The organism is Nonomuraea sp. NPDC049504 (genome assembly GCF_040676845.1).
Lineage (GTDB): Bacteria > Actinomycetota > Actinomycetes > Streptosporangiales > Streptosporangiaceae > Nonomuraea > Nonomuraea salmonea.
On record NZ_JBFAPT010000007.1, the window covers coordinates 197,871 to 218,366 of the forward strand.

General features: G+C 71.9%; 18 protein-coding genes and 1 tRNA gene. 4 read left to right on the forward strand and 15 right to left on the reverse strand.

The annotated features are described in order from the left end of the window. Position 1: 1 nt before the first annotated feature. From AB0K28_RS16205 to AB0K28_RS16225, 5 genes are all read right to left on the reverse strand, one after another. Positions 2–1,159 (reverse strand): DUF418 domain-containing protein, encoded by a 1,158-nt coding sequence (locus AB0K28_RS16205; RefSeq protein WP_364370101.1) that lies wholly within the window; start codon positions 1,157–1,159, stop codon positions 2–4. 236 nt (positions 1,160–1,395) lie between these two features. After that, entirely contained in the window at positions 1,396–2,046 is a 651-nt protein-coding gene (locus AB0K28_RS16210) for a GPP34 family phosphoprotein (RefSeq protein WP_364370104.1), read from the reverse strand. After that, complete coding sequence (locus AB0K28_RS16215) at positions 2,021–2,272, reverse strand: hypothetical protein (protein WP_345388859.1); 252 nt, start codon at positions 2,270–2,272, stop codon at positions 2,021–2,023. Before AB0K28_RS16215 ends, AB0K28_RS16210 begins: the two co-directional genes overlap by 26 nt. A gap of 3 nt (positions 2,273–2,275) precedes the next feature. Then, positions 2,276–3,226 (reverse strand): SPFH domain-containing protein, encoded by a 951-nt coding sequence (locus AB0K28_RS16220; protein ID WP_364370108.1) that lies wholly within the window; start codon positions 3,224–3,226, stop codon positions 2,276–2,278. Between the two features lie 434 nt (positions 3,227–3,660). Then, positions 3,661–4,482 carry a fused MFS/spermidine synthase gene (locus tag AB0K28_RS16225; RefSeq protein ID WP_364370425.1) on the reverse strand — a complete coding sequence of 274 codons (822 nt, stop codon included), beginning with the start codon at positions 4,480–4,482 and terminating at the stop codon, positions 3,661–3,663. Between the two features lie 50 nt (positions 4,483–4,532). Here AB0K28_RS16225 and AB0K28_RS16230 point away from each other — a divergent pair, with 50 nt between their 5' ends. The 3 genes from AB0K28_RS16230 (at position 4,533) to AB0K28_RS16240 (ending at position 8,227) form a co-directional block, all read left to right on the forward strand. Further along, positions 4,533–6,065 (forward strand): penicillin-binding transpeptidase domain-containing protein, encoded by a 1,533-nt coding sequence (locus AB0K28_RS16230; protein WP_364370111.1) that lies wholly within the window; start codon positions 4,533–4,535, stop codon positions 6,063–6,065. Between the two features lie 200 nt (positions 6,066–6,265). Beyond that, positions 6,266–6,913, forward strand: coding sequence for a hemolysin III family protein (locus AB0K28_RS16235; protein ID WP_345388849.1), 648 nt, complete (start codon positions 6,266–6,268; stop codon positions 6,911–6,913). A 93-nt stretch (positions 6,914–7,006) separates the two neighbouring features. Beyond that, positions 7,007–8,227 (forward strand): NAD(P)/FAD-dependent oxidoreductase, encoded by a 1,221-nt coding sequence (locus AB0K28_RS16240; RefSeq protein WP_364370114.1) that lies wholly within the window; start codon positions 7,007–7,009, stop codon positions 8,225–8,227. A gap of 6 nt (positions 8,228–8,233) precedes the next feature. Here AB0K28_RS16240 and lat read toward each other — a convergent pair whose 3' ends face one another. From lat to AB0K28_RS16290, 10 genes are all read right to left on the reverse strand, one after another. Continuing rightward, complete coding sequence (gene lat, locus AB0K28_RS16245) at positions 8,234–9,502, reverse strand: L-lysine 6-transaminase (protein ID WP_364370117.1); 1,269 nt, start codon at positions 9,500–9,502, stop codon at positions 8,234–8,236. 58 nt (positions 9,503–9,560) lie between these two features. Next, the gene (locus AB0K28_RS16250; protein ID WP_364370120.1) at positions 9,561–10,103 is read right to left on the reverse strand and encodes an HdeD family acid-resistance protein; all 543 of its coding nucleotides are present in this window, start codon (positions 10,101–10,103) and stop codon (positions 9,561–9,563) included. Positions 10,104–10,274: 171 nt separating this feature from the next. Further along, the gene (locus AB0K28_RS16255; RefSeq protein WP_347699805.1) at positions 10,275–10,499 is read right to left on the reverse strand and encodes a helix-turn-helix transcriptional regulator; all 225 of its coding nucleotides are present in this window, start codon (positions 10,497–10,499) and stop codon (positions 10,275–10,277) included. A 211-nt stretch (positions 10,500–10,710) separates the two neighbouring features. Further along, positions 10,711–10,786, reverse strand: a tRNA-His gene (locus AB0K28_RS16260). A gap of 67 nt (positions 10,787–10,853) precedes the next feature. Beyond that, on the reverse strand, positions 10,854–11,447 hold the full coding sequence (orn, locus tag AB0K28_RS16265) for an oligoribonuclease (protein ID WP_345388831.1): 594 nt from the start codon (positions 11,445–11,447) through the stop codon (positions 10,854–10,856). 69 nt (positions 11,448–11,516) lie between these two features. Next, the gene (locus AB0K28_RS16270; RefSeq protein WP_364370124.1) at positions 11,517–12,617 is read right to left on the reverse strand and encodes a DUF2510 domain-containing protein; all 1,101 of its coding nucleotides are present in this window, start codon (positions 12,615–12,617) and stop codon (positions 11,517–11,519) included. Positions 12,618–12,663: 46 nt separating this feature from the next. Beyond that, complete coding sequence (locus AB0K28_RS16275) at positions 12,664–14,025, reverse strand: hypothetical protein (RefSeq protein WP_364370127.1); 1,362 nt, start codon at positions 14,023–14,025, stop codon at positions 12,664–12,666. A gap of 138 nt (positions 14,026–14,163) precedes the next feature. Further along, positions 14,164–15,720, reverse strand: a complete 1,557-nt coding sequence (locus AB0K28_RS16280; RefSeq protein ID WP_364370130.1) for a serine/threonine-protein kinase — start codon at positions 15,718–15,720, stop codon at positions 14,164–14,166. A gap of 181 nt (positions 15,721–15,901) precedes the next feature. Further along, positions 15,902–18,307 (reverse strand): protein kinase, encoded by a 2,406-nt coding sequence (locus AB0K28_RS16285; protein WP_364370132.1) that lies wholly within the window; start codon positions 18,305–18,307, stop codon positions 15,902–15,904. 85 nt (positions 18,308–18,392) lie between these two features. Next, entirely contained in the window at positions 18,393–19,031 is a 639-nt protein-coding gene (locus AB0K28_RS16290) for a pyridoxamine 5'-phosphate oxidase family protein (RefSeq protein ID WP_364370135.1), read from the reverse strand. Positions 19,032–19,102: 71 nt separating this feature from the next. Between AB0K28_RS16290 and AB0K28_RS16295 the strand changes: the two genes are divergently transcribed. Next, the gene (locus tag AB0K28_RS16295) at positions 19,103–20,488 is read left to right on the forward strand and encodes a PLP-dependent aminotransferase family protein (protein WP_364370138.1); all 1,386 of its coding nucleotides are present in this window, start codon (positions 19,103–19,105) and stop codon (positions 20,486–20,488) included. The last annotated feature ends 8 nt before the right edge of the window (positions 20,489–20,496 follow it).

The following is a 20,496-nucleotide window of genomic DNA, read 5'->3' on the forward strand; positions in this document are numbered from 1 at the left end:
CTCAGCGGTAGGCCAGGCGCCGCAGCAGCAGCTCGGCCGGGCCCCGGTGACCGGCCCGCCGCATCACGTCGGCCAGCAGCAGCGACAGCGCCCAGGTGGCCGCGCCGACCAGCGTGGCGCCCGTCCTGCCCAGGTCGTCCTGGAGGCCCAGCGCGTACGGGGCGAAGAGCAGGACGAACGCGACCGACTGGAACAGGTACATGCTCATCGACCGCTGGCCGAGCGACTCGACCATGGTGGTGAACCGGCCGCGCCGCTTCGCCGCCCTGATCGCGATGAGGGCGACGATCGCCGCCATGCCGATGCCGCCGGCGTACCCGGTGAGCGGCTGGGCCAGGACCGCCGCCCACAGTGCCGCACCGGACGGATCGGTCCACACGCCGGCGTGCATGAGCGCGGCGGGCAGTGAGCCGGCGATCGACACGACGGTGGTGAGCACGGCCACGCGCACCAGGAACGGGCGGTGCCGCTCCGGCTCGTCGAGGAAGCGGCGGCGGGCCGCCCACATGCCGAGCACCACGCCGGGGATCACGAGGAGCAGCTCGATGATCAGCGCGAGCGGCCACACGGAGACCCGCTCGACGAGCCCGGCCGCGTAGGAGCCGCCCGGCTCGACGGCCACGCTGCTCGCGTCGTACGTGTGCCGGCCCTGCGACATCGGCAGCCACATGGCGGCCCCGGTCAGCAGCGTGGCGGGCACCAGCGTGAGCCCGGCCGTCCACAACAGCGCCCTGTCCGAGCGGCGCAGCAGGGGGACCAGGATGAGGGCGGTCACGCCGTAACCGGCCAGGATGTCGATCGGGACCAGCAGCGCCGTGTGCGCCAGCCCGAACACCACCAGCCACCAGCCGCGGCGGCGCAGCAGCTTGCGCGCCCCCACCCAGCCGGCGCCGCGCGCGAGCCGCCGGTCGAGCAGCTGGACCAGCGAGTAGCCGAACAGGAACGCGAACAGCGGCCGCGCGTGGTTGTTGACGAACAGGAAGTGGAAGACGTCGGTGATGACGCCGGCCAGGGGCGGGCTCTTGCTGGTGCCGTCGATGAACAGCGGCGCGTGCGCGAACGCGATCGCCAGCAACATCGCGCCCCTGGCGAGATCGGGCGCCAGCGCTCGGGAAACAGTGCCAGCCGGCACGGCCGGCGCCTGCGTGGACACGGTCATGAGACTCCCCCTCTGGGATGTCGTCGTGCTCACTGGAGGTACGCGGGGAGGCGATCGCCGCTGTCGTCGTGCGGGGCCGGGAGCTGCGTGAAGAGGCCGCCCCGGTCGGACGGCCTCCTGGAGGTCTGCGGAGAGGGCCGTCCGGTGCAGCGTCGTGCGTCTCGTGGAAGGTGTGCCGGGAGGCCGCCCTCCCGGTGGCGGCCCGGTCCTCGGGTGGGCGGGGCCGGCGGGGCGGGTCAGCCTTCGCTGGCTGATCTCTTGATGGCGTCGATGATCTTGCGGAGGGCGGTGGCGATCGGTTCGACGGGCTTGGCGAGTTGTTCGACGCGGTCGCGGCCGTCGTGCGGACCGCCGTCCCCGACGACCGATCTGATGCGGGCCGCCGCCGCCAGCGCGGCGAGCACCCGGAGGTCGGGCTCGACGCGGCTCACCGGCCGGCCGCCGCGCACGGCCCTGCTCACCCGTTCGGCGAGCCGGCGCGAGACGTACGGACGGCGCGGCACGACCCGCTCCACCGGGAACAGCAGCACCCGCCGCCGCTCCACCCGGATCAGCCGGTCGGCGGCCAGCTCGTCGCGGACCAGCGTGACCGCCTTCGCGTGGTCCTTGCGGATCCAGCGCCGCCAGGAGCGCGGCGGAGAGGTGGAGATCTCCTCCCAGACGGCCGCGGGCAGCGAGGCGGGGGCGAGGCCGGCGGGCGGCCGCACGGCCTTGGCCTTGCCCCCGTCATCGGCCAGGCTGCCCTGGAGCAGCAGCTCGGCGAGCGCGGCGGCGCGCAGTAGGTGGCCCAGCTCCATGTGCTGGACCAGCCGGTCCTTGCGCAGGTCGAAGGCCAGCAGGAAGGCCGATCGGGTCAGCGGCTCATGATGCCTCACCGGCGTCTGCATCGGGTGGTTCCTCCTCATCGCGGCTCTCGCCGTCGGGTGTCTTGCGCGGGCGCCCGCGCGGGCGTATCCGCCCCACCCCCTCGGGCAGGCGTCCCGCCTCGGCCAGCGCCCTGCGCAGCAGGAACTCGATCTGGGAGTTCGTACTGCGCAGCTCGTCGGCGGCCCACTTGGCGAGCGCGTCGTGCACTACCGGGTCGAGCCGGAGCAGGATCTTCTTGCGTTCCACGGGTTACTGGTAGAGCGTGCCGGCGTTGACGACGGGCTGGGTGTCGCGGTCGCCGACCAGCACCACGAGCAGGTTGCTCACCATGGCCGCCTTGCGCTCCTCGTCCAGCTCGACCACCTCGTGCTCGGCCAGCTTCTCCAGGGCCATCTCGACCATGCCGACCGCGCCGTCGACGATCCGCTGCCTGGCCGCCACGATCGCGCCCGCCTGCTGGCGGCGGAGCATGGCGTGAGCGATCTCCGGCGCGTAGGCCAGGTGGATGATGCGCGACTCGATGACCTTGACGCCGGCCGACGACACCCGCGCCGCGATCTCCGCCGACAACTGCTCGTTGATCTCGTCGGCGTTGTCACGCAGCGACAGCCGCGGGTCGCCGTGCGCGTCGTACGGGTAGCTGCCCGCGATGTGCCGGACCGCCGTCTCGGCCTGGATGGCCACGAACTCCAAGAAGTCGTCCACCTCGAACACCGCCTGTGCGGTGTCCTCCACCTGCCAGACCACCACGGTCGCGATCTGGATCGGGTTGCCGTCGGCGTCGTTGACCTTCGTCACGTCCGTCTCGTGGTTGCGGATCCTCGTGGAGACCCGCCGGCGGGCGGTGATCGGGTTGACCCACTGGAAGCCGGGGGTGCGCAGCGTGCCGACGTACCGGCCGAGCAGCTGCACCACCCTGGCCTCGCCCGGCGCCACGGCCGTCAGCCCGAAGAACATCACGAACCCGATCGCCATCACCAGCGCGCCGGCGATCATCGTGAACAGCCCGCCCTGCCCGGCCCCCGAGGCGAGCAGCGCGATGCCCACCACCAGCAGCGCCACGCCGGCCAGGAACACCAGCGTCGAGACCGCCAGCATCACGAACCCGTTGGCCGCCCTGACCGGGCGCTCGCTCGTGCGCGGTGCCGGCATCTCCACGACGGTGCTCTCAAGAGCGACCCCGCCCGATGTCTCCGCCATCGTCTCACCCCTTCTACGTGACTTCACCTTGCTAGCAAAGTGATATCACTTTTTCCAGGAAGAGGAAACCCCTCCCGTGGCGACCCTTCCGCGCTCGGCCGCTGCGGGCGGTTGGGCGGGGGCGGTGGTGTCGGTGGCGGTGGTGTCGGTGGCGGTCGGCATGACGCCGATGATCCGGGCGGGGCCGCCGGACGTCGCGCGTGTGATCGCGTGTGATGAGGTCGGCTTCCAGCACGCTCACGGTGTTGGTGTAGATGAGCCGGCGGTAGCCGAGAGCGGCGTAGTTCGCCCAGACGGCGGCCAGGTTGGCCTCGGTCATCGCGGTCCTGTGCGGGTCGCCGTCCGGCGCGGGGTGCGCCTCGCAGAGGTCGTCGCCCTCGATGAGGCAGTGGGCCACGTCGGCGGCCCGGCCGCCGGAAGCGCGAAACCGGTGTTCAGCCGAAGACGGCGGGCGGCGGCACCGGAGCGAGCACGGCGTCACCGTCGTTGATGGCGGCGGCGCCGGCGATGAAGTTCGTCAGCGCTTCGCCGTGCACGCAGCGCGCCTGCGTCAGCCCGCCGGCCGCGCGCCGGGTGAGCAGGTCGGTGGGCAGTTCGGTACGCGAGGCGGCCACGATGAGGTTCCCGAACCGCCGCCCCCGCATGACGCCGGGCTCGGCCAGCAGCACGACGTGCCGGAACGTGCCGGTCACGGTGGCGAGCAGCCGCTTGGCGAACGCGAGCCCCTTGCCGTCGGCCAGGTTGATCAGCAGCGTGCCCCCGGGCCGCAGCACGCGCGCGATGTCGCCCATGTACTCGGCGGTGGCCAGCTCGACCGGCATCGTCGCCCCGCTGAACGCGTCGAGGACCACCAGGTCGGCGGTGGTGTCCCAGACCTTGCCGGTGCCTTCGCGCCCGCCCGCGACGATGACCTTCAGCTTGGGCACCGAGCGCAGGTCGAGCTGCTCGCGTACGAGGTTGACCAGCAGCCCGTCGGGCTCGATCACGATGTGGCGGGAGTCGGGCCGGGTGGCGGAGACGTAGCGGGGGATCGTGCAGGCGCCGCCGCCGACATGTACGCAGCTCAGCGGCCCTTCCGGCAAAAGGTCGATCACATCCGCTATGAGTCGTACATACTCAAATTCGAGAAATGTCGGGTCTTGTAGATCAACATACGACTGCGGTACGCCATCCTTGGACAGCACCCAGCCGTCCTGCCGGTCGAGGTCTCGGAGCAGCTCGATCTCTCCGAACGTCACCGGATAACGGCCGGGCATAGGTTCCCGCTGTCCACGTGCCACGTCTCATCGCCTCCTGGGAGCACCGTATGCGACGTCGAAGGCTGATTGTGCTCGTTATCGCCGTTGTCGCGATAGTTGGGGCCGGTGCTTTCGCCGTCATCGCATCCAACCGGATCAAAGGCAGCGCTGCTCAGACGGCCGCCGCGTACTTCGCCGCCTGGGGCAAAGGGGACCTGCTGGCCATGGCGCGGCTGGTCCACCAGCCTCCCGGCGACTTCTCCGTACGGCATCGGGAGCTGAGCGAGGACCTGCAGGTCGAGTCGCTCCAGCTCACCCCGGGCGCGCTGCGCGGCACGGGGGAGGAGAGCGCCGAGGTGCCGTTCTCGGGGGTGCGGGTGCTGGCGGAGCTGGGGGAGTGGCCGTTCGACGGGGTCCTGCGCATGGCCGTGCGCGACCGCGCGTGGAAGGTCTTATGGACCCCCGAGACGCTGCACCCGCTGCTCAAGGACGGCGGCACGCTGGAGCTGACCGAGATCGACGCCTCCCCGGCCGAGCTGGTCACCAGCGAGGGCGACAAGATCCCGGTCGACAGCTACGCGGAGGCGTACCTCGAACCGCTCAGGCCCGAGTTCGAGCAGGCCAACCACGGCTGGGCGCTGGTCGCCAAGGCGCCGGGACGCCCCGACCAGCGGCTGCTCACCCGCAAACCCGAGGCCGAGGTCGAGCGCACCACCCTGTCCCGCCCGGTGCAGGCGGCGGCCGCGCGGGCGCTGGACGGCGTGGACGACTCCACGATCATCGTCATCCGGCCCAGCACCGGCGAGATCCTGGCGCTGGCCGACCGCCTGGAGGACAACTACAGCGCCGTGCGCGACGTCTTCCCGCCCGGCTCGGTGTTCAAGACGATCACCGCGGCGGCCCTGCTCAAGAGCGGGCTCGACCCACAGGCCCAGGTCGGCTGCCCCGGGACGTACCAGATCCCGTTCCACCGCCTCTACAGCAACGACGGCGAGGTGGACCGCGGTGTCGTCACCTTCACCGACGCGTTCGCGCACTCCTGCAACACGACGTTCGTCGAGCAGACGACGACCAGGCTGACCAGCGCGGACCTGCGGGTGGCGGCCGAGGAGTGGGGGTTCGGCCGGTCCATCGCGACCGGCATCGGCGGCAGCTGCGGCGCGGTGCCGGAGACCGACGACCCCGACATGCTCGCCGCCGACGCCATCGGGCAGGGTGAGGTCGTCACCACCCCGCTGTGCATGGCCGCGCTGGCCGCCGCCGTCGAGAGCGGCACCTGGCGCTCGCCGCGGCTGCTGTCCAAGGAGCAGGTACGCCGCATCGACGGCGTCCCGCACGGCGACGTGGTGATGGACTCCCGGCTGGTTTCCGCGCTGCGCGACATGATGGCCGCCGTGGTCGACCACGGGACGGCCGGTGGCGCGGGACTCCCCGCCGACGTCTCTGGCAAGACGGGCACCGCCGAGGTGCCGGACGGCACGTCGCACGCTTGGTTCATCGGCTTCCGCGACGATCTGGCCTTCTGCGTCTTCGTCCGGCACGGCGGCTCGGGCCGCTCCGCCGCCGTCCCGATCGCCGCCCGCTTCTTCAGCGGCTTGTGAGGCGCTCCCCAGCCACGGCTTGCGAGGCGTTCCCCAGGCGGCGGCTTGTGAGGCGTTCCCCAGCGGTCTCCCGCACCTGGCCCGCCACTTCCGGCGGCCTTCCGCACCTCGCCCGCCGCTCCCAGCGGCTCAAGCGTTTCGCCCTTGTTCTACGGGTCCCGATACCTTTCCGACTAGTAACCTACGGTACCGTAGGTTTCATGACGACCATCACCGCCAAGCCCAGGCTGCGAGGCTGGTTGCACACTGGAGCGCTGCCCGTGACGCTGGTCGCCGGGTTCGTGCTCGTGGCGCTCGGCCCCACCCTGCAGGCCCGGCTGGCCTCCGCCATCTATGCGATCACCTCGGCGTTGTTGTTCGGCATCTCCGCCACCTACCACCGCAGCACGCTCGGCCCCCGCCTCGCGGAGTTCCTGCGCCGGATCGACCACGCGAACATCTACCTGATCATCGCCGGCACCTACACCCCGTTCGCCCTGCTGGCACTCGACGGCACCCCACGGGTGGTGGTGCTGTCGGTGATCTGGGGCGGCGCCCTGGCCGGCGTGCTGTTCCGGGTGTTCTGGATGAACGCCCCCCGCTGGCTCTACACCGTCCTCTACCTGGCACTCGGCTGGACCGCCGTCTTCGTGATGCCCCAGCTCCTGGAGGGCGCGGGCGTGGCCGCCGTCGTGCTGGTGGCGGTCGGCGGCGTCTTCTACTCGGCGGGCGCCGTCGTGTACGGCCTGCGCCGCCCCGACCCCGCACCCCGCTGGTTCGGCTTCCACGAGGTCTTCCACGCGTTCACGGTGGCGGCCTACCTCGTGCAGTACATCGCGGTGTCGATCGTGGTCTACTCCCACGTCTGACGCACCGACCTGCGACTTGTCCGGCCCGTGGTTTAAGAGAAGCTGGCGCGCCCATAGGCATCCATGACGCTTCTCAGGGGGAAGGACCATGTCATGGGCAAGAGAGCACGGGTCGTCGTCGTGGGCGCGGGTTTCGCCGGGCTGGCCGCGACCCGCGAGCTGGCCAGGAGCGGCGCGCTGGTGACGCTCGTCGACCGCAACCCGTACGCGACCTTCCAGCCGCTGCTCTACCAGGTCGCGACGGCCGGCATGAGCACCTCCGACGTGTCCTACCCGACCCGCACGTACGCCGCCCGCTGGCCGAACGTGCGGGCCAGGCGGGGCTCGCTGAGCAAGATCCTGGCGGATGACCGGCGGGTGGAGTTCGAGGACGGCACCTCGCTCGACTACGACTACCTGGTGCTGGCCACCGGCGTCACCACCAACTGGCTCAACGTCCCCGGCGCCCATGAGAACGCGCTGCCGATCTACTCGCTCGGCGACGCCGCCGTGCTGCGCCGCCGTCTCCAGCACCACCTGGAGGACACCGCGGCGGGCCGGCGCGAGAGCATGCACGTCGTGGTGGTGGGCGCGGGCGCGACCGGCGTCGAGATGGCCGGCACGCTGGCCGAGCTGCGCCGCAACACGATCCCGCTGACGCATCCCGAGCTGCGCGACGACCAGACCAGCGTGACGCTGGTCGAGCGGTTCGACTACGTGCTGGCGCCGTACAAGCCGCGGCTGCGCGACGCCGCCGCGGAGGCGCTGCGCAGGCGCGGGGTGCGCCTGCGGCTCGGCGCCACCGTGGCCTCGGTCGAGCCCGACGCGGTCGTGCTGGCCGACGGCACCCGCCTGCCCAGCGACGTCACCGTGTGGGCGCTCGGCGTCACCGCGCCGCCCGAGGTGGGTTCGTGGGCGCTGCCGCAGGGCAAGGGCGGGCGGGTCACGCTCACCGACACGCTCACCGTGCCGGACCATCCGGAGATCTTCGTGGCCGGCGACCTGGCCGCGCCGCCCGACGTGCTGCCCCAGCTCGCCCAGCCGGCGATCCAGATGGGCAAGCACGTGGGCAGGCAGATCGCGGCGGCCTGGCGGGGCCGCCCGCTGCAGCCGTTCTCCTACCGCGACCCCGGCATCATGGCGACCGTGGGCAAGGCGGAGGCGGTGCTGCAGCTGGCCAACGGGTTGACCATGCGCGGCCTGCCGGCGTGGCTGGTGTGGATCTTCGTGCACGTGGCGTACCTGCTGGGCGGACGCAACCGCGCGGGCGTGCTGCTCAACTTCTTCTGGCGGTACGCCGGCCCGCACCGCAGCAGGGCCAGCGTCACGCAGTAGGACCGGCTAAAGGGCCGCCGACAGGGCGGCCAGGCCGTGGTCCACGTCGGTCTCGGGGATGTTGAGCGCCGGGCGCAGGCGTACGGACCTGGGCCCGCACGGGAGCACCAGCACGCCGTGTTCCTCCCTGAGCCGGGTGATCAGAGAGTCGCGGGCGCCCGCGTCGGGCAGGTCGAAGGCGCACATGAGACCGCGGCCCCGTACGTTCGAGACGGTCTCGGGGTGCTCGGCCTCCAGCTTCGTCAGGCGTTCGAGCAGCGTGGCGCCGAGGGTCCCGGCGCGCTCGATGAGGCCGTCGCGCTCGATGATCTCCAGCAGGCCGCGGCTGCGGACCATGTCCACCAGCCCGCCGCCCCACGTGGAGTTGATGCGGCCGCTCCGCTGGAAGACGTTGTCCGGCACCTCGTCCACCCTGCGGCCCGCCATGATGCCGCCGACCTGCACCTTCTTGGCGAAGGCGACGACGTCGGGCTCGAGGCCGAGCTGCTGGTAGGCCCACGGCGTGCCGGTGGTGCCGCCGCCGGTCTGCACCTCGTCCAGGATGAACAGCGCGTCGTGGCGGTGGCACAGGTCCTGCATGGCGCGCAGGAACTCGGGCCGCATGTGGTTGTCGCCGCCCTCGCCCTGGATCGGCTCGGCGATGAAGCAGGCGATGTCGTACGGGTCGCGCTCGAACGCCTCCCGTGCCTGCGCCAGCGCCCGCTCCTCGGCGGCCTCGACGTCGCCGAAGTGGATGGCGGGCACGTCGATGCGCGGCCAGTCGAATTGGGGGAAGCGGTCGGTCTTGCCCGGCTCGGTGTTGGTCAGGCTCAGCGTGTAGCCGCTGCGGCCGTGGAAGGCCTTGGTCAGGTGCATGACCTTGGTGCCGAGGTCGCGCGAGCGTCCCGCGGCCTCGTTGCGCCGGCTCTTCCAGTCGAAGGCGGTCTTGAGCGCGTTCTCCACGGCGAGGGCGCCGCCCTCGACGAAGAACAGGTGGGGCAGGTCGGGGTCGCCGAGCACGCGGCTGAAGGTGTCGACGAAGTCGGCGAGGTGCTCGGTGTAGATGTCGGGGTTGGCCGGTTTGTTCCGCGCGACCTGGCCGAGGAGCTGCGCGAAGTCGGGGTCGAACGGGGGGTTCACGCCCAAGGGGGCTGAGGCGAAAAACGTGTAGAAGTCCAGATATCGACGACCGTCGCGGGCGTCGACCAGCCAGGAGCCCCGGCTGAGCTCCAGGTCGAGCACGAGACGGTAGCCGTCGACGAGCAGGTGGCGGGCAAGGCGGGTGTGTACGTCCATGGCGCCTCCACAGCGATTCTGACATTCCTCTTGAGGAATGCCGTCACGTATACAAAATTTACGGTACGGGAGCGCCAGAAGTGAAGTTCTTCACGCGGAAAGCAAGAGCGATCATCGCGATGCCGTACAGGACGGCGAAGATCCCGATCAACCACGCCAGGCTGAGCAGCCCCGCGCCGGGCCATGCGAGCAGCAGCACACCGAAGATCACCGACAGCGCGCCGCCGAGGATGAGCAGCCACTCGTTGTCGATCCGCTTGCGCAGCTGGATGCCGGCCACGATCTCGGAGACGCCGGAGACGATCGCCCAGACGGCGACGACGAAGAGCAGCGCGATCGAGGTGATGCCGGGCCAGGCCAGCGCCACGAGGCCGGCCACGATGCCGATGATCCCCGAGAAGATCAGCCAGGCCCGCGACTGCGCCCCGTGGCGGAACCCGGCGAACAGTGCGAAAAGACCGCTGACGAGGGCGTACGCGCCGAAGAAGATGACCAGGGCGAGCAAGGTGAGCCCTGGCCAGATGAGCGCGAGGATGCCGAAGATGACAGCCGCGATACCGCGAACCAGCAGCAACCACCACGAGCGCGTGATATCTCCCATGCCTGGTCTGCTTTCCGCGACGTTCCCGCAAACAGACCAGTGCGGAGTCAAAAGTCGGTGACCCACCGGCCGCGGAGCGCGCGTGGGCGCGGGGCGTGCGGCCCGGCACGCCCCTGACGAGGCGGGAGCGACGCGGCCCGGGGGCGGCCGCGCCGTCTCAGACGCCCGGTGTCACTCCTGGCGTGACAGCCACAGCCCGATGGCCGTCACCCGGGAGTCGACGCCGAGCTTGGCGTAGATGCGGTTGACGTGGTTCTTGACCGTCTTCTCGCTCAGGAACAGCCGCTGGGCGATTTGCCCGTTGGACTGACCCGTCGCGATCAGGTCCATGACTTCGGCCTCGCGTTTGCTCAGGGACGTGAACACGCTTTCGAACGCTGCGTCGTCGACTCTCATCCGGCCTCCGAGGGCGCGCGCGGACGGTGATCGCCGATGGCCCCCGTGCTCCCGGCGTTGGCAGTAGACAGCGAGCATAACCCGCATTGTCATGTTTTGGGGGTGTTGCCCGGGAAAAACGCGGACGATGACCGGAACAATGAAAAGGGCGAGGCCCCAACCCGCGACCGAGACGATCTCTCAGGTCACAAGGTGCGGAACCTCGCCCACATGGGGTGAGTGAAGGGACTTGAACCCTCGACATCCAGGACCACAACCTGGCGCTCTGCCAACTGAGCTACACCCACCATGGCCGCCCGCGAGAAGCGGCACAGGAAAAGTGTAGCGGGGTTCGGGAGTCTTTACGCCACTCCTTTAGCCCGTGACACGCTCGGCGAGTGCTCGGGCGGTCGCGGAATCGGGCCCCGGCTGACCCACGAAGATGGCCGCGCGGTAGTAGCGCAGCTCCCTGATGCTCTCCGTGATGTCCGCCAGAGCACGGTGTCCGCCCTGCTTTTCCGGCGCCGCGAAGTAGACCCGGGGATACCACCGGCGCACCAGCTCCTTGATGGAGGAGACGTCGATCATCCGGTAATGCAAATAACCATCGACCCCGGGCATGTCGCGCGCGATGAACGTGCGGTCGGTGCCGATCGAGTTGCCGCACAGCGGCGCCTTCTTCGGCTCGGGCACATGACGGCGGATGTAGTCGAGCACCAGCGACTCCGCCTCCGACAACGTCACACCGCCCGCCAGCTCGGGCAGCAGCCCTGAGGCCGTGTGCATCTCGCGTACGACCTCGGACATCTGCTCCAGCGACTCCGGCGGCGGCTTGATGACCACGTCGACGCCCTCGTCCAGTTGGTTGAGCTCACTGTCGGTGATGACGCACGCCACCTCGACGAGCGCGTCGCGGCTCAGGTCGAGCCCGGTCATCTCGCAGTCGATCCAGACCAGCAAGTCACTCATTCGATCTCCTCGCCCAGCGGCTCGGAGCAATCCGCCCGCTTGTTACATCCATCAGCCTAGTGCCACCTGTCAGGCGGGCTTGAGCGAGTCGAGAACCTCGCCGACCACGCCGGTGCCGAGGTTGTCGGGGACGGAGACGTACACGATGGCCGGGCTCTGGCCCGCACCCCGGTCCATCAGCACGATCGCGCCGTTCTCCTTCTTCCACTTGTAGCCGTTGTCCTCGGCGACCTTCGTGAAGTCGAGCTGAAACTCCAGCACCCACGCGTCCTTGTCGCCGATCTTCGTCTTCTTGTCGGTGACGACCTTGCTCTCGTGGGCGGGCCCGTAGTACTGGGTCGTGAAGTGCACGAAGACGGCCTTGGCGGTCTCGCTCATGCCGGAGACGCCGTTGTAGGGATAGAGCTCGTTGAGCACGCCCGTGTAGACGTTGCCCACCCAGTCGGACTGGCCCCGGTAGTTCTCCTGCGCGATCTTCTGCACCGCCGCGGAGAACTGCTGCTCCACCGGGCTGCCGTTGTTGACCGCCTCCCACCGCGGCACCGTCCAGCCCTCGGGCACCTCGAACGAGACGCCGGCGCGGGCGTCGGTGACGCGGTCGCCGGACGGCTGCGGGAACTGGGCGCCCTGGCTGGGCAGCGGCTCCTGCGACGGGGGCCCCTGCGACGGGGGCTCCTGCGACGGCGGGCGCTCCGGCTCGAACGTCGGCGTCGGCGCGGCGCTCGGCGTGGTGTCGCGGTTGATGAAGAAGATGCCCGCGACCACGATCAGCGCGAGCACCATCAGGGCCGCCAGCCCGCCGAAGATCCACGGCAGCGGGTTGCTCTGCTTGGGCGGCGGCCCGTAGCCGGGGCCGGGCAGCGGGGTGCCGCCCCAGTGCGCGCCCGACGGCGGTTGCTGCTGCGCCGGCGCGCCGTAGGCGGCCTGCCCGTACGTCGGCTGGCCGAACTGCAACGTGGGGTTGGCCGGTGTCGTCGCCCATCCCGGCCCTGCTTGGGGCGCTGTCTGCGCCTGGGACCGGGGGAGAGGCGACTGGGGACCGGAGGGCTGCTGGGCCGGACCCGGCTCCTGGGCGTGTGTGGCGTCCGTCCATTGGGTGCCGTCCCACCAGCGGAGCTGCGGCTCTCCATAGGGGTCCGGGTACCAGCCCGCGGGGGTCTGCGTGGTCATGGTCGCCAGATTAGTCAGGTTCGCCTGGCCACGCACAGGGCGGTGATCAGCACTTGTACGTGAAGCTCGCCTTGTCGCTGCGCACCGGGCCAGGGGTGAGGATGCGCAGCGTGGCCGTGGCCTTGACGTTGCTCCTGCCCTGCAACGTCCACCGCAGCGGCACCTTGTACGACGTCTTGTCGGACTCGGTACGCAACGTCCCCTTCACCACCTCGTCGTCCAGGTTCTTGCGCCACTCGTACGTGATCTCGCCCGGCGCCCCGTTGGTGACCACGGTCGCCGTGACCAGGACCGCGCTGTCGCAGCCCTGCGTCTTCTTCGGCGCCACCACGTTCAGCGACTTGACGGCGAGGTCGGGCGCGTTGCCCAGCCGCAGCCAGGCCAGCACGGCCCCGGACATGATGACCGCGAAGAGCACCCCGGCCAGGATCGTGCGCCGCCGCCTGGCCCGCGCGGCCCTGCCCTGGCGTTCCGTGCGCTGCAGGGTGGCCGCCTCGTCGCGGCCCTCCCGCCAGATCCGCTCGACCGGCGTCTCCGGCCGTTGCGACTGGGTGCCGGTCTCTGCGCCCACCCCGGGGCCGAAGTGGACAGGCTGCACCGATCCTGCCGGAACGTGCAGGAGGGTGACGATGTCGCCCTCGTCCTGGGGGACGGGCACCGGCGCCCGCGCGTACGACGGGGGCTGCGCGAACGCCGACCGCCCGCGTGCCGCCCGCGCCAAACCGTCCCTGCTGATCCGCCCGCCCGGCAGCCTGCCCCGCTCGTTGACCAGCAGGTCCCTGGCCGCACTTAGCCCCAGGGCGGTCGCGGCGGCCGCGGCCCGCTCGAACAGGTCGGCCGGCGCGCCGGGACCGAGCGAGGCCGCGAGCCCGCGCGCGAGCGACGCCCAGCCGGCCGCGTCCCGCTCGGGCGGCGAGACGCGGGCGCGGATGGCGTCCGACAGCCCGCGCTCGGATAACAGCGACACGCCCTCGGCCGTCACGACCACCGTGCCGGGGTGCACGGAGCCGTGCGTCACCCCGGACGCGTGCAGCGCCTGCAGCGTCTGAGCGGTCTCGACCAGAAGGGACGCTGCCCCGTTCGGGTCCACGGGCCCGGCGGCCAGCAGGTCGGCCAGCGTGGGACTGACCGCCTGCGCGGTGAGCAGCCACACCTGATCGCCGGCCGCCACCACGTCGGCCACCGGGATGAGCCCGCCCATCCCGGACATCACCAGCCGCTGATCCGTCATGACGGCCTGCACCACCCGGTCGCGCACGCCGGGCAGGCCGATGATCTTGGGATCGAACAGCAGCGCGCCCGCCCGTCGGCCGTCGGGCGAGATGGCGTCGATCCAGTTGCCGAGTTCGGTCATCCACGTGTGCTCGGTGAGCCGGAACCCGGCGATACCGTTTCCAGGGTTGTTCATCGCCGTTCGTGCCCCCCGGCGCCCATCAACGCTTGTTTCGGCTTGGTCCCGTCCTGCGGCCCTTCACCGCAAGTGTGACCGGTGGCGCGCCCCTCGTCACGAGGGCGAGCCCGAGCAGCTTCTCTCCGTGCCCGCCTTTCAGCGGGGGACGTCGTCCGTCGGCGTCTGCACGCGCGGCGACTCAGGGGACGTCCCGCCGGACTGCGTCGGCCGGCTGGTGGGCCGATCGGGGTCGCGGGTCGGCGGGTTGATCGTCGGGGCGGGCCTCGACGTCTGCGTGGGCGTGCTGTCCGGCGTGACGCCCCTGGGGTCGTCGATGTCGCCGGTCATCCGCGGCTCGTCGGGCTCTTCCGGCTCGTCGGTCGGCGTGCTCGTCGGCGTGGGCTTCGGAGCGGGCGTCCTGACCGGGCGGCGGGTCGGCCGCGTCCTGGTCGGGGTCGCCTTCGGCGTCCTGGTGGGCCGCACGGCCGGCGGCGCCTGGGACCGCGTCACCGACGGGACGGTCGCCGGCGTCTCCTCCGCGAACGTGGGCGGCGCCTCCTCGGTCTCCTCCGGCTCGCTCGGCTCCTCCTCGGGCTCCGTCTCCACGGGCTCAGGCGTGCCCGGCTCGGCCGTGGTCGGCGTGACCTCCGTGGTCTGCGCCTGCAGCACGGTCTCGTCCGACCTGTTCCCGACCGCGAACACCACGGCGCCCACGATCACGCCCACGCCGACCACGGCGACCGCGATCTTGGCGGGCAGCTTGCTGAGCAGGCCCTTCGGCTCGGGGAAGCGCGTCTCGGCGAGCGAGGTGTCGGCCTGCGCCGGCTCGTCGGCCAGCGCCGTCGGGAAGAGCGCCACCAGCGCGCCGGCCAGGGCGGCCAGGCGGCGGCGGCCCCGCTCCTCCCAGTCGGGCCCGTACGCGGCCGCCGCGATCTCCTCAAGCTCGGCCAGGAACGCCTGCGCCGACGCGGGACGGTCGTCCGCCCGCTTGGCCAGGCCGCGCTCGACCAGCCCGCGCAGCGGCTCGGGCACGTCGCCCACCGGCGGGGCGGCGCTCTGGTGCTGGCGGGCCAGGGCCGCGACGTTCTGGGCGCGGAAGGGCCGGTTGCCGGTCAGGCACTCGAAGAAGACGACGGTGGCGGCGTACACGTCGGTCGCGGGGCTCGCCGGGGCGCCCGCCCACTGCTCGGGCGCCATGTACGGCGGCGTCCCCGCCGCGCTCGCCCCCTCGCCGACCCTGACCGCGATGCCGAAGTCCACGAGCTTGCTGGTGCCGTCGCGCTGCACCATGACGTTCTCGGGCTTGAAGTCGCGGTGCACGATGCCGATCGTGTGCGCCGACGACAGGCCGCGCAGCGAGCCCTTGAGCACGGTCAGCGCCGCCTCGGGCCCCGTCGGCCCCTCGGCCCTGATCAGCTCGCGCAGCGAGGCGCCGTCGATCAGCTCCATGACGATCGCCGCGCCGTATCCGGACTCGACGTAGTCGATCAGCCTGGCGTGGTACGCGCTCTGCACCGTGGCCAGCAGCCGCGCCTCATGCCGGAACCTGGCGACGAACGAGACGTCCGACCTCAGCTCGTCGCTGAGGTACTTGATGGCCACCTCGACGCCGTCGTAATCGCGCCTGGCGAGGACCACCCGGCCGGCGGCGCCCGAGCCCAGCTCGCGCACCTCCGTGTACCCGGGGACCCCCCATGGCCCATCACCGTGCATAACGGTCTCCTCTGGAGTCTGTGGGCCCCCACCCTCATCAAACGGACCGTAGCTTAACCAGAAGCGAGCACCATCCCGCTACCTAAATCCAGACATGCGGAGAAATATCACTTGATCATGCCTTGACCACCGGATCGCGCGCGGCGGGCGGCGGCGCTCACGCAGCCGCCCGCGACCGCGTTCACCTGGGACGGGCCTCCTCTGACGGGGTCCGCTCGGCCGGCGGCTGCTCCTTGGACGGGCTGTCCTGCGGTACGGGGGAGGACTGCGGCTCGGGCTCCTCCTCCCTGGGGCAGGGCGGTGTGCTGCCGCTACGGGTGGCCGCGCCGCCCGCCGCCGCCGGAGCGGTGACGGCCGTGATCGACCAGCGCGTGCCGCAGGGCAGCTTGGCCGGGTGGCTGAAGGACCGGCTGTAGGAGGTCGCGCCCGACAGCGTGACCGTCTGCGCGCCGCCGCCCTCACCGGCCGCGAACCTGACCGTCAGCCGTACCGGCCGGGTGTTCGCGGTGGTCACCCTGACCTGCGCGCGCAGGCCGCCGTCCGCGCCGGCCGCCACGATGGCCACCCTGCGCACCTGCGGGGGACAGGGCACCGCGACGCGGGCGGTGTCGGTCCTGCCGCCCGCGCTCACCTGGACCGACAGCGTGGACCCGCAGGGACGGGAGCGCAGGGCGAGGGCGAACGACTCGGCGTAGGACGTGCGTCCCGACAACCGCGCGGTCCGCGTCCCCATCGACTCCCCGTTCACCGCGAACCTGGCCCGCACCGGGATCACGCCCGTGCCGCTCGCGGTGACCCTGACCCGGGCCGTGGCGGTGCGCGCGGGCGCGGCGGGCAGGTTGAGCGCGACGTTCAGCGCGGTCACCCGGGTCGGGCAGGGCGGCACGGACACCGTCGCCGTCGCGGGGCCTCCGGGTGCGGCGGGCGAGGTGGTGACGGCCAGGGAGACCCTCTTACCGCACGGGCGCTCGCCCATCGACCAGGTCAGCGTGCGGGTGTAGGTGCGCGCGCCGCTGAGCCTGACGCGCTGGGTCCGGCCGTCCTCGCCGGCGGCCGTCCAGGCGGCGGTGGCGGTGACGCGGCCCTCGCCGCTGGTGCGGAGCGAGAGCGTGCTGCGGGCGACGCCGTCCGAGCCGACCGTGATCCGGCCGAGCGACACGGCCTGCACGGAGGTGACGGGCTCGCCGGTCTCCGTCGGGGTCGGGGTCGGGGTCGGAGTCGGGGTGGGCGTAGGAGTGGGGGTGGGCGTGGGGGTGGGTGTGACGGTGGGCTCGGTCGGCTCGGTGCCGGTGGGGGCGGAGGACGACGGGCGCTCGGGCCGCGCGTCGTCCGGTCCTGGGACGCGGGCGCTCCGCGTGGGCCTGGCCCGTTCCGGCTCGCCGGCCTCAGGCGAGCCCTGCGGCACGACCTGCGGCGTCGCCTCGGGCTCCGGGCCGGACGGCTCAGGTGTCGGCCCAGCCGACAGCCCAGGCGTCGGTTCGGTCTCGGCGGGTGTCGCGGGCGGCCCGGTGGCGGGCTGCGTCGCGATCTCACTCGGCGGTACGACCGCCGCCGCCCCCGCCGCCTCTTCGACCGGCGGCTGCCGGTTGATGAGCACGACCACCACGGCCACGGCCGCCGCGGCGGCGATCGCGCCGCCCATCGTCAGCCGCCGCGCGTTCGACCGCATGCCGCGGAAGACGGTCCGCGCCAGCGAGGTCGTCACCTCGGGGGTGGACGCCTGCGGCCTGGGCAGCAGCAGCGCGAGCAGGGCCACGAGCGCGGCCAGCCGCCGTCTGCCGCGCTCCTCCCAGTCCTCCCCGTACGCCGCCCGCGCCGTGGACTCCAGCTCGGCCACGAACTCCAGGGCGCTGCCCGGCCGCCGCGCCGGGTCCTTGGCCAGCCCGCGCCTGACCAGCTCGCGCACCGGCTCGGGCGCGTCGTGGAAGGGCACGGGGGCGTGGAGGTGCTGGTAGCCGAGGACGCTCGGCTCGGTCGAGCGGTAGGGGCGGTGCCCGGTCAGGCACTCGAAGAAGACGGCGGTGGCGGCGTACACGTCGGTGGCGGGCGAGGCGGGCCCGTTCTCCCACAGCTCGGGCGCCATGTACGGCGGCGTCCCCTCCGCCCTGGTCGCGCTGCCCTGGCGGACCGCGATGCCGAAGTCGACGAGCTTGCTGACGCCGTCGTCGCGGACGATCACGTTCTCCGGCTTGTAGTCCCGGTGCACGAGCCCCAGCGCGTGCGCCTTGGCCAGGCCGAGCAGCGAGCCCTTCAGCACGACCAGCGCCGCCTCAGGCTCGGTGGTGCCGTTCTCGCGTAACAGGGCGCGTAAGGAGACGCCGTTGACGAGCTCCATGACGATGGCGGCGCCGCCGGCGTCCTGGATGTACTCCCACATCGTGGCGATGTGGGGATCGCGCAGCGTGGTGAGCAGCCGCGCCTCGGACTGGAACCTGGCCAGCGCCGCGGGATCGCGCAGCAGGTTGCGGGACAGATATTTGATCGCTACTTCGAGCCCGGTGTCGTCGTGCACGGCCAGCGCGACGCGCCCGCTGGCACCCGCCCCGAGCTGCTTGACCTCTGTATAACCGGGAGCGCTCCACTCCATATGCCTCTCCCATCAGGAGCCGGCCCACCTGATGAGACGTGTGATCAAGGGGTCTGGTTTGCCAGGTGGTTCCGGAATTATGGAACTACTCCCGGTGGAGGATGTGAACAGGCGTGGCGATACCTTCTGGGAGCACCGAATCCGGCTCGAGTTCGCCCCACGAGGTGACCAGCGGCAGCACGCCGGCCCACACCGGCAGCGCGTAGTCCTCCTCCTCGTCCTTCGGCCCGCCGCTGCGCATCTTCACCGACGCCTCCTCCAGCGACAGCGCGAGGACGGCGGTCGCGGCCAGCTCCTTGCGCGAAGGGCGGCGGACGTAGTCCCACTGGCCGGGCGCGAGCCGCTCCGACAGGGCGCGCAGGCCCTCCATGCGCTCGTCGGGGTCCGTCACCGGCCTGGCCCGGCCGTAGATGATCGCCGAGCGGTAGTTGACCGAGTGGTGGAAGATCGAGCGGGCCAGCACGATGCCGTCGAGGTGGGTGACCGTGACGCAGACCTCTCCGCCCTCGCCGGCCCGCAGCGAGGCCGCGCCGGTGGAGCCGTGCAGGTAGAGGGTGTCGCCGATGCGGCCGTAGCCGGTGGGGACCACCATCGGGTGGCCGTTCACGATCACGCCGAGGTGGCAGATCAGGCCGGTGTCGAGCACCTCGTACAGGTCGTTCCTGTCGGTGCTGCCGCGCTCCTTGGAGCGTCCGAGCGTGGTCCGCGGAGTGGTGGAGAGCATGATTCGACCGTAGCCACGAAGTGGACCTACGCTGTAGGGCCACTATCGCCGCCTTTGTAGAGACCACTTCCATGCGTACGCCCGTTGACCTGCCGCTCTCCCTCTCCCGCACGTCGGCCGAGCCGCTGACCGCCCAGCTCGCCGGGCGGCTGCGCCGGGCCATGCTGGACGGCGCGCTCGCGCCCGGTGAGCGGCTGCCGTCCACCCGGGCGCTGGCCGTGCAGCTCGGGGTGAGCAGGACGGTGGTGACGGAGGCGTACCAGCAGCTCTACGCGGAGGGCTGGCTGGATGGCCGGCACGGCTCCGGCACCTTCGTGGCCGACCTCACCCCTGGAGTCCCGCAGGAGGCGGGACCGGCCGAGCGTCCCCGCGCGCCGGCCGCGCCGCCGCCTCCGGACGGCGCGATCGACCTCACGCCCGGCAGCCCCTGGGTGCGCGACTACGACCGGGCCGCGTGGAAGCGCGCCTGGCGCAAGGCCGCCGACCTGCCGCCGAGCGCCTCGCCCGACCCGTACGGCCTGCCGCGCCTGCGCGAGCTGCTCGCCGAGCACCTCAGGCGGGCCAGAGGCATGGTCGTCGGCCCGGAGAACGTCCTGGTCACCAGGGGCACCGGCAACGGACTCGACCTGGTCGCGCGCATCCTCCTGGAGCCCGGCACGAAGGCCGGCGTGGAGGACCCCGGCTACCCGGCGGCTCGGGTGATCTTCGGCTCCAGGGGCGCCGAGGTGGTGCCGTGCCGGGTGGACGAGGACGGCGTGATCGTCGATCGCCTGCCCACGGACCTGCGCCTGCTCTACACCACCCCGGCGCATCAATATCCGCTGGGCGGCCGCCTGCCGATCCCGCGCAGGGAGCGGCTGCTCGCCTGGGCGAGGCGCACGGGCGCGACGATCGTCGAGGACGACTACGACGCCGAGTTCCGCTACGACGTGGCCCCGCTGCCCGCGCTCTACGGCCTCGACCCGGCCCGCGTCGTGCTGCTCGGCACGCTGTCGAAGACGCTGGCCCCCGACGTCGGGGTGGGCTGGCTGGTCGGCACCCCTGAGCTGGTCGCCGAGGTGGCCGCGCTGCGCGTGGCGGTGGCCGACCGCACCAGCGGCCCCGTCCAGCAGGCGGTGGCGACCCTGATCGAGCGCGGCGACCTCGACCGCCACCTGCGCAGGATGCGCCTGGAGTACGCCCGCCGCCGGGCCGCGGTGGTGGAGCTGCTCGGCCCGCTCTGCCGGCTGCGCGGCGACACGGCGGGGCTGCACGTGCTCGCCGAGCTGCCGCCCGACCTGGTGCCCGTGGTGATCGAGCGGGCGGCGCGGCGCGGGGTGCTGCTCGACTCCACCCTCCGCCACCACCACGCGGAGCCCCGCCTGCACGGCCTGGTCATCGGGTACGGCTCCGCGTCCCTGGCCGACGTGCGGCGCGGCTGCCGGATCATCGCCGAGCTGATCCGCGACGCCGGTTGAGCCGGTCA